The organism is Mycobacterium sp. ACS4054 (assembly GCF_001667275.1).
GTDB lineage: Bacteria > Actinomycetota > Actinomycetes > Mycobacteriales > Mycobacteriaceae > Mycobacterium.
Genome location: NZ_LZHV01000005.1, coordinates 20,562 through 29,829, shown reverse-complemented (window position 1 = coordinate 29,829; position 9,268 = coordinate 20,562). Strand labels below are relative to the sequence as shown.

Sequence of the window (9,268 nt, the reverse complement as noted above, 5' to 3'; positions counted from 1 at the left end):
GCCGCTGACCCGAGGGGAGTTTGGCCGCGGCCTCCTCGTCGGGCAGCCAGAGCGTGGTTTAGGTGCCGTTCGCCCCGGGGGCGGCCCCGAAACCGGCGCGGCGCCGCCGATGGCGGCCGCCACCGCGTCGGCCTTCGAACCGCCGGACACCATCAGCCAGACCTCCCGCGAGCGCTGAACCGCGGGCAGGGTCAGGGTGATTCGCAAGGGAGGCGGCTTGGGGGAGTCCTCGACTCCGACCACCATGCGGCTGGTTTCCACGACCGCGGGCGTGTCGGGGAACAACGAGTTGATGTGGCCCTCCGGCCCCATGCCCAGCAGGTGCACGTCGAAATTCGGCGCCGGCTGGCCGGGTTCGGCGTTGGCGGCCAGCAGCTGCTCGTAGGCGAGCGCGGCCGCCGCGAGGTCGGTGCCGAAGTCGCCGTCGCTGGCCGGCATCGTGTGCACGTGGCTGGACGGAATGTCGATCCGGTCCAGCAACGCCGCCCGCGCCTGCTTGTCGTTGCGCTCGTCGTCGTTTTCGGGGACGTAGCGTTCGTCGCCCCAGAACAGGTGCACCTTGGGCCATGCGATGTCGCGTCCAACGAGGGACTCGAGCAATCCGATGCCGTTGCCCCCGCCGGTCAGCACGACGAGCGCTCGGTCCCGGGCCGCCACGGCGTCGCGGATGGAGTCGGCCAGCCGGTTCGCGGCGGCCTCGACCAGGGCTTGACTGTCGGGGAAAACTTCGATGATGGTGCTCACACGTACTGCACTTTCTCAATGCCCTCTAGCGCTGTTTGGTAGATCTCGTCGGGGTCGAGCCGCCGCAGGTCTTCGGCGAGGCACTCGCCGGTTTCCCTGCGCGGCAAGGGAAGCAGGGCCTCCGGCTTGGCGGTGCGGCTAAGCGTCGCCGTTCTGCCCTGCTGCGGCCGGCTCAAGACGATGGTCTCGCTCTTGCGGACGAGTTCCACCTTCAGGTCGCCGACCGCCCGGCGCACCGGGCCGTCGATGCGGCTGGCCAGCCAGCCCGCGAGGACGTCGAGCGCCGGTTCGGTTTTCAGGCCGGACACCAGGGCCGACTCGATGGGCTCGTGGGGGGCCAGATCGACGGCGGAGGTGAGCAGCGCCCGCCAGTAGGTGATGCGCGCCCACGCCAGGTCCGTGTCGCCGGCGGTGTAGCCGGGCCGACGACTCTTGATCGCCGCCAGGGGATCGGTGCCGTTCGTGGCGTCGGTGATGCGCCGAATCGCCAACTTGCCCAACGGGTCCTGGGCGGGCACGGCCGGGGCAATGTCCGGCCACCACGCCACCACCGGGATGTCGGGCAGCAGGAACGGCATCACCACGCTGGCGGGGTGCCCCGCGAGCGCCCCGGACAGCTTCAGGATGACGACCTCGCTGGCGCCGGTGTCCCCGCCCGCGCGCAGCTGCGCGTCCAGGCGCGGTTCGTCGGCATACGGATCACCCCGCATCGTGACGATGATCCGGCTGGGGTGCTCGTGGCTGGCGTTGTTGGCCGCCTCGAGCGAATCCTCGAGGATGGCGTCGCTGTCGGGCGCGATGAGCAGCGTCAGCACCCGGCCCATCGTCACGGCGCCGACCCGCTCCCGCAGATCGTCGAGCTTCTTGTTGACCGCGGTGGTGGTGGTGTCGGGCATGTCGATAATCATTTAGGGCCGCCGCCATTCGCGCCCCGTGCGGCGCAGCATCTCGAAGGCGGACTCCGGGCCCCAGGTGCCCGCCTCGTACGGCTCGGGTTTGCCGTCGGCGGCCCAGTTGTCCAGAACGGGATCCAGTATCTGCCAAGCCAATTCGACCTCTTCGTTGACCGGGAACAGCGATGGCTCGCCCAGCAGCACGTCGAGGATCAGCTGTTCGTAGGCCTCGGGCGACTCCTCGGCGAACGCCGAGCCGTAGGAGAAGTCCATATTGACGTCGCGGACCTCCATCGCGGTGCCCGGCACCTTGGAGCCGAACCGCAGCGTGATGCCCTCGTCGGGCTGCACCCGGATGACCATCGCGTTGGCGCCGAGCTCGTCGGTCATGGTGGCGTCGAACGGCAGATGCGGGGCGCGTTTGAAGACGAGCGCGATCTCGGTCACCCTGCGGCCCAGGCGTTTTCCGGTCCGCAGGTAGAACGGCACGCCGGCCCAGCGGCGGGTGTCCACTTCGAGCGTGATGGCGGCGAAGGTCTCGGTGGTGGAGTCCCTGGCGAACCCCTCCTCGTCGAGCAGCCCGACCACCTTCTCGCCGCCCTGCCAGCCGCCGGTGTATTGGCCGCGGCTGGTGGTCTCGTCCAGCGGCTGCGCCAACTGGGTGGCCGAGAGCACCTTGATCTTCTCGGTCTGCAACGCCGCCGGGTTGAAGCTGACCGGCTCCTCCATCGCGGTCAGCGCCAGCAGCTGCATCAGGTGGTTCTGGATGACGTCGCGGGCGGCGCCGATGCCGTCGTAATAGCCTGCGCGCCCGCCCAATCCGATGTCCTCGGCCATGGTGATCTGCACGTGATCCACGTAGTGCGCGTTCCAGATCGGGTCGAACAACTGATTGGCGAACCGCAGCGCCAGGATGTTGCGCACCGTTTCCTTGCCCAGGTAGTGGTCGATGCGGAACACCGCCTCCTCGGGGAAGACGGCGTTGACCGCATGGTTCAGGTCCTGCGCGCTCTCGAGGTCGTGCCCGAAGGGCTTCTCGATCACCACCCGGCTCCAGCGATCGCCCTGCGGGCGGGCCAGCCCGGATTTGTGCAGCTGTTCGCACACCACGGGAAAGGACTTCGGCGGGATGGCCAGATAGAAGGCGTGGTTGCCACCGGTGCCGCGCTCGGCGTCCAGCTTGTCCAGGGTCTCGGCCAGCCGGGCGAACGACGCGTCGTCGTCGAAAGACCCTGGCACGAAACGGAATCCCTCGGCCAGCCGCTCCCAGTTCTCCTCCCGGAAGGGCGTGCGGCAGTGATCCTTGACGGCCTGGTAGACCACCTTGCGGAAATCCTGGGTTTCCCAGTCCCGGCGCGCGAACCCCACCAACGAGAAGCTCGGCGGCAGCAGCCCGCGGTTGGCCAGGTCGTAGATGGCCGGCATCACCTTCTTGCGGGCCAGGTCGCCGGTGACCCCGAAGATCACCATGCCGCACGGGCCCGCGATGCGCGGCAGTCGCTTGTCGCGCTTGTCCCGTAACGGGTTATGCCATTGTTCAGCGGTACGAGCAGGGCTCATTTCGAGGCGGAGTCCAGCTGCTTCTGCGTCTCCTCCAGCAGCTCGGTCCAGGACTCCACGAACTTCTCCACGCCCTCGTTCTCCAGCACCTTGAACACGTCGGTGAGGTCGATCCCGATCCCGGCCAGCTTGTCGAACACCTCTTGGGCGGCCGACGCGGTGCCGGTGACGGTGTCACCCTTGATCTCACCGTGGTCGGCGACGGCGTCAATCGTCTTCTCCGGCATGGTGTTCACCGTGTTCGGTGCGACCAGCTCGGTGACGTAGAGCGTGTCGGAGTAGTCGGGGTTCTTGACCCCGGTCGACGCCCACAAAGGACGCTGCACCCGCGCGCCGTCGCCCTTGAGCGCCTCGAACCGGTCGCCGCCCTCGAACACCTCCTGGTAGGCGGCGTAGGCCAGCCGGGCGTTGGCCACCCCGGCCTGGCCGCGCAACGCCGACGCCTCCTCGGAACCGATCTTCTCCAGGCGCTTGTCCACCTCGGTGTCCACCCGGGACACGAAAAACGAAGCGACGGAATGGATCTTGGACAGGTCATGGCCGGCCTCGCGGGCCTTCTCCAGGCCGGCCAGGTAGGCGTCCATCACCTGGCGGTGCCGCTCGACGGAGAAGATCAGCGTGACGTTGACCGAGATGCCCTCCGCAAGGGTGGCGGTGATGGCCGGAATCCCGGCCTTGGTCGCCGGAATCTTGATGAACAGGTTGGGCCGGTCGACGATCTTCCACAGCTCGACGGCCTGCGCGGAGGTCTTGTCGGTCTCGGCGGCCAGGCGCGGGTCGACCTCGATCGACACCCGGCCGTCGACACCGTCGGAGGCCTCCCACTGCGGCCGCAGCACGTCACACGCGTTACGCACGTCGTCGGTGGTGACCGTGCGGATCGTGGCGTCCACGTCGGCGCCGCGCTCGGCCAGCTCGGTGATCTGGTCGTTGTAGGTGTCGCTGTCGGCCAGCGCCTTCTGGAAGATCGACGGGTTGGTCGTCACTCCCACAACGCTTTTGGTGTCGATCAGCTCCTGCAGGTTGCCCGACTGCAGCCGCTGGCGCGACAGGTCATCCAGCCACACGGATACGCCCGCGGCGGACAGCGCCGCGAGGTTGGGGTTCTGAGTCATGTGAATCACCCTTTCTCAGTTGTCCACTACCTGTTCCGCGGCGGCCGCGACGGCTTCTGCTGTGAAACCGAATTCACGGAACAAAGTCTTGTAATCGGCGGATTCGCCGTAGTGCTCGATCGACACGATCCGGCCGGTGTCGCCGACGAGCTTGTGCCAGGACTGCGCCACGCCCGCCTCGACGGCCACCCGGGCCGAGACCGACGGCGGCAGCACGCTGTCGCGGTAGTCCTCGGGCTGCGACTCGAACCACTCCACACACGGCATGGAGACCACCCGCGCGACGATGTCCTTGTCCGCCAACAACTTCTGGGCCTCGACCGCGAGCTGAACCTCCGAGCCGGTGGCGATCAGAACCACGTCGGGTTCGTCGCCGCCGTCGTCCCCGAGGATGTAGCCGCCCCGGGCCACCCCCTCGACGCTGGTGCCCTCCAGCACCGGCACGCCCTGGCGGGTCAGGATCAGCCCGACGGGACCGCTGCCGTTGCCGCGGGCCAGGACCGTGCGCCACGCGTAGGCGGTCTCGTTGGCGTCGGCCGGGCGCACCACCGACAGCTTGGGGATGGCGCGCAGCGCCGCGAGGTGCTCGATCGGCTGGTGGGTGGGACCGTCCTCGCCGAGCCCGATGGAATCGTGCGTCCACACATAGATGGTGTCGATGTCCATCAGCGCGGCCAATCGCACGGCCGGGCGCATGTAGTCGGAGAACTGCAGGAACGTGCCGCCATAGGCCCGCGTGGGGCCGTGCAGGACGATGCCGGACAGGATGGCGGCCATCGCGTGTTCCCGGACGCCGAAGTGCAGCGTGCGACCGTACCAGTCGGCGGTGTAGTCCTTCGTCGAAATCGACGGCGGGCCAAACGATTTGACGCCGTCCATGGTGGTGTTGTTGCTGCCCGCCAGGTCGGCCGAGCCGCCCCACAACTCGGGCAGCTTCGACGCGAGCGCCGACAGCACCTTGCCCGAGGCCGCCCGGGTGGCCAACGGCTTGTCTTCCGTTGTCCAGGTGGGGATGTCGGCGTCCCAGCCGTCGGGCAACTCCTCGGCGGTCAGGCGGTCCAGCAGCGCCTTGCGGTCCGGTTCGCGCTCCGCCCACGCGTCGAAGTCCGCCTGCCACTTCTCGTGCGCTTCCTTGCCCCGGTCCACCAGCTTGCGGGTGTGGGCGATGACCTCGTCGCGCACCTCGAACTTCTTCTCGGGGTCGAAGCCGAGGATCTCCTTGACGGCCGCGACCTCCTCGTCGCCCAGCGCCGCGCCGTGCGCCTTGCCGGTGTTCATCAGCTTGGGCGCCGGGTAGCCGATGATGGTGCGCAGCGAGATGAACGACGGCCGGTCGGTGACGGCCTTGGCGTTGGCGATGGCCTCCTCGATGGCGACGACGTTCTCGCCCCCCTCCACCTCCTGCACGTGCCAGCCGTAGGCGCGGTAGCGCGCGGCGGTGTCCTCGCACAGCGCGATGTCGGTGTCGTCCTCGATCGAGATCTCGTTGTGGTCGTAGAAGACGATCAGGTTGCCCAGCTGCTGGACGGCCGCCAGCGACGAGGCCTCCGAGGTCACACCTTCCTCGATGTCGCCGTCGGAGGCGATCACGTAGATGAAGTGGTCGAACGGGCTGGTGCCGGGCGCGGCGTCCGGGTCGAACAGCCCGCGCTCGTAGCGCGAGGCCATCGCCATGCCGACCGCCGAGGCCAGGCCCTGGCCCAGCGGACCGGTGGTGATCTCAACACCCTTGGTGTGCCGGAACTCTGGATGCCCCGGCGTCTTGGATCCCCACGTCCGCAGCGACTCGATGTCACTCAGCTCCAGCCCGAACCCACCCAGGTACAGCTGGATGTACAGCGTCAGGCTGCTGTGCCCGCACGACAGGACGAACCGGTCGCGGCCAAGCCAATAGGTGTCACTCGGATCGTGTCGCATCGTCCGCTGGAACAGGGTGTAGGCCAGCGGAGCCAGGCTCATCGCCGTTCCGGGGTGTCCGTTGCCGACCTTTTGGACCGCGTCGGCGGCCAGCACGCGAATCGTGTCGACGGCGGCCGAATCGATTTCGGACCAGTCGTCGGGGAGGTGCGGTTGGGTCAGCGTGGAGATCTCTTCGAGTGTGGTCACAGACTCAGTCCTTGGGGTCATCGAGCCGATCAATCCCACCCTAGTGCGGGACGGCCGGCTCTTGCAGTGCAGGCTTTCGGGTACCCGTTGCCGGCTGCTGTGAAAATTACGCGGTGCCGCTCGACCCGTAACATTCAGTTCGGAAATCTGGGAGAAGTCTGGGTGAATAGACCCTGCGGGCAGGCCGACACCGGCCCGCGGTCTACCATCGTGCGTAGTAGATGCTGCGCGTGCTGCGACCCCAAGGAGTTATTGCGTGAGCGTTCGCGGGCGCGTCGCCCCGAGCCAGGTACCGAGCCGAGTTCACGGCACGGTGCTGGCGTATTTGGCGCTGACCAAGCCGCGGGTCATCGAGCTGCTGCTGGTCACCACCATCCCGGCGATGCTGCTTGCCCACCGCGGGAGCGTGAACCCGCTGCTGATCCTCAACACGTTGGTCGGCGGGATGCTGGCCGCCGGGGGCGCCAACACGCTCAACTGCGTGGCCGACGCGGACATCGACAAGGTGATGAAGCGCACCGCGCGCCGGCCGCTGGCCAGGGCCGCGGTCCCGCGCAGCCACGCGCTGGTGTTCGGGTTGGCGCTGTCGGTGGCGTCGTTCTTCTGGCTGTGGTGGACGACGAAACTGCTGTCGGCACACCTGGCCGGCGCCACCATCGCCTTCTACGTGCTGGTTTACACGCTGCTGCTCAAGCGCCGCACCTCGCAGAACGTGGTGTGGGGCGGCGCGGCCGGCTGCATGCCGGTGATGATCGGCTGGTCGGCGGTCACCGGCACCATCGGCTGGCCGGCGCTGGTGATGTTCGCGATCATCTTCTTCTGGACGCCGCCGCACACCTGGGCGCTGGCGATGCGTTACAAGGACGACTACAAGGCGGCCGGCGTCCCGATGCTGCCCGCCGTGGCGACCGAGCGCCAGGTCACCAAGCAGATTCTGATCTACACCTGGCTGACGGTGGCGGCCACGCTGGCGCTGGCGCTGGCCGCCGGCTGGCTGTACGCGGCGGTCGCCGTGGTGGCAGGGGTTTGGTTCCTGGCGATGGCCCACCAGCTCTACGCCGGGGTGCGCGCCGGCGAGCCGGTCAAGCCGCTGCGGCTGTTCCTGCAGTCGAACAACTATCTCGCGGTGGTGTTCTGCGCGTTGGCGGTCGACTCGGTGATCGCCCTGCCGCACCTGTTGTGACAGCGGCTCGGAATCGGCTCAGGGCAGCAGCACGATCGAGCCGGCCGTCTTGCGCCCCTGTAGGTCCTGGTGGGCGCGGGTGGCTTCGGCCAGCGGATAGCGCCCACCGACCTCGATGGTGATGACCCCGCCGCCGACCGCGTCGAACAGTTCCTCGGCCCGCCAGCTGAATTCCTGGCCGGTGCGAATGAAGTGGGCCAGCGACGGCCGGGTCAGAAACACCGAACCGGCGGCGTTGAGCCGCTGCGGATCGAACGGCGGAACGGGCCCGCTGGCCGCGCCGAACAGCGCCAGCGTGCCGCGCACCGCGAGGCTGGCCAGGCTGGCGTCGAAGGTGGTGGCGCCCACGCCGTCGTACACGACCTCGACGCCCGCGCCGTCGGTGAGCCCGCGAATCTGCCGACCGAATTCCTCCGCGTCGTCGGGGTAGGACAGCACCTCGTCGGCGCCGGCCTGGCGAGACAACCGGGCCTTCTCCGGGGTGGAGACCGTGGTGATGACCCGCGCGCCCAGCAGGCGAGCCCACTGCGTCAGGATCAGCCCGACGCCGCCCGCTCCGGCGTGCACCAGCACCGTGTCGCCCGCCTGCACCGGATACACCGACTTCAACAGGTAGTGCGCGGTCAACCCCTTCAGGAGCACCGACGCGGCCACGTCGGAACTCACGCCGTCGGGTACGTGCGCCGTCAAAAAGGCTGGGGCAGTGGCGTATTCGGCGTATCCGCCGGACGCCGACGCGCTGACCACCCGGTCGCCGACGCGGAAGCCGTCGACACCCTCACCGGTCGCCGCGACCGTGCCGCACAGCTCGGAACCGAGGATGAACGGCAGCTCCCGCGGGTATTGCCCGGAGCGGAAATAGGTGTCGATGTAGTTGACCCCGATCGCCTCGGCCTTGATCAGGACCTCGGCGGGCCCGGGCGTGGGCTCCGGGGCCTCTGCGTAGCGCAGGACCTCGGGGCCGCCGGTTTCGCTGACTTCGATCGCGTGCATGCGCCTATCATGCCCGGGCATGAAGCTAGCTCGCCCGGACGTCTTTCATCCCCGCATCGTTCTGGCGGGGCCGGGCGACGATCCGGGCGTGGTCGCGGCCCTGCGGCAGCGCGGTCTGCACGCGCGCTGGCTGCCCTGGGACGACCCGGCGACTCTGCGCGCGGATCTGGTGATCCTGCGCGCCAGACCCGACGACCCGTCCCGGCGCGACGAATTCCTCGCCTGGATCCGGCGGGTGCGCCACCTGCTCAACCCACCCGACGCGGTCGCTTGGAACCTCGATGAGCGGTATCTGCGCGACCTGGCGGACACCGGGGTGCCGACGCTACCGGGCGCGACCGCGCGGTCGACGCTGATCTTCCTGGGCGGCAAGCAGTCGCACGGGTGGCCGGGCGAGCCGGAATTCGAGTGCTGGGACGTGGGCCACGCGGCCGTCGCGGCGGCGGCCGATCGCGCCCGGGTGGCAGTGGGCGAACTGCTCTACGCGCGGGTCGACGTCAACGACGATCGGGTTGTCGGCCTCGACCTTGTGGCGCCTTCGCTCGGTTGGGGGCGGCTCGATCCCCACACCCGCCAACTTGCCCAGCGCGAGTTCGCGCTGGCCGTGGAGTCCGCCTGCGAGCGACTCGGGCTCGGCCCGCTTTCGCATCGACGCCCATAGCGAGGTGGTCGCC

General features: G+C 68.7%; 7 protein-coding genes and 1 pseudogene. 2 read left to right on the top strand and 6 right to left on the bottom strand.

The genetic code is table 11. The features are described 5' to 3' along the window. From pgl to tkt, 5 genes and pseudogenes are all read right to left on the bottom strand, one after another. Nucleotides 1-744 (bottom strand): annotated as a pseudogene (gene pgl, locus A5730_RS00640) (6-phosphogluconolactonase); the annotation flags it as partial. Further along, the gene (opcA, locus tag A5730_RS00635; protein ID WP_067894206.1) at nt 741-1,652 is read right to left on the bottom strand and encodes a glucose-6-phosphate dehydrogenase assembly protein OpcA; all 912 of its coding nucleotides are present in this window, start codon (nt 1,650-1,652) and stop codon (nt 741-743) included. The pseudogene pgl and the gene opcA, both read right to left, overlap by 4 nt. After that, complete coding sequence (zwf, locus tag A5730_RS00630; protein ID WP_067894204.1) at nt 1,653-3,197, bottom strand: glucose-6-phosphate dehydrogenase; 1,545 nt, start codon at nt 3,195-3,197, stop codon at nt 1,653-1,655. Beyond that, entirely contained in the window at nt 3,194-4,312 is a 1,119-nt protein-coding gene (tal, locus tag A5730_RS00625) for a transaldolase (RefSeq protein WP_067894203.1), read from the bottom strand. Before tal ends, zwf begins: the two co-directional genes overlap by 4 nt. A gap of 15 nt (nt 4,313-4,327) precedes the next feature. Beyond that, nucleotides 4,328-6,418, bottom strand: coding sequence for a transketolase (gene tkt / locus A5730_RS00620; RefSeq protein WP_067894201.1), 2,091 nt, complete (start codon nt 6,416-6,418; stop codon nt 4,328-4,330). A 256-nt stretch (nt 6,419-6,674) separates the two neighbouring features. Here tkt and A5730_RS00615 point away from each other — a divergent pair, with 256 nt between their 5' ends. After that, nucleotides 6,675-7,601 (top strand): heme o synthase, encoded by a 927-nt coding sequence (locus tag A5730_RS00615; protein ID WP_067894196.1) that lies wholly within the window; start codon nt 6,675-6,677, stop codon nt 7,599-7,601. Nucleotides 7,602-7,619: 18 nt separating this feature from the next. Here A5730_RS00615 and A5730_RS00610 read toward each other — a convergent pair whose 3' ends face one another. Continuing rightward, the gene (locus tag A5730_RS00610; protein ID WP_067894193.1) at nt 7,620-8,594 is read right to left on the bottom strand and encodes a quinone oxidoreductase; all 975 of its coding nucleotides are present in this window, start codon (nt 8,592-8,594) and stop codon (nt 7,620-7,622) included. Between the two features lie 19 nt (nt 8,595-8,613). On the opposite strand from A5730_RS00610, the gene A5730_RS24055 reads away from it, so the two are divergent. Further along, complete coding sequence (locus A5730_RS24055; RefSeq protein WP_082946650.1) at nt 8,614-9,255, top strand: hypothetical protein; 642 nt, start codon at nt 8,614-8,616, stop codon at nt 9,253-9,255. Nucleotides 9,256-9,268 lie beyond the last annotated feature (13 nt).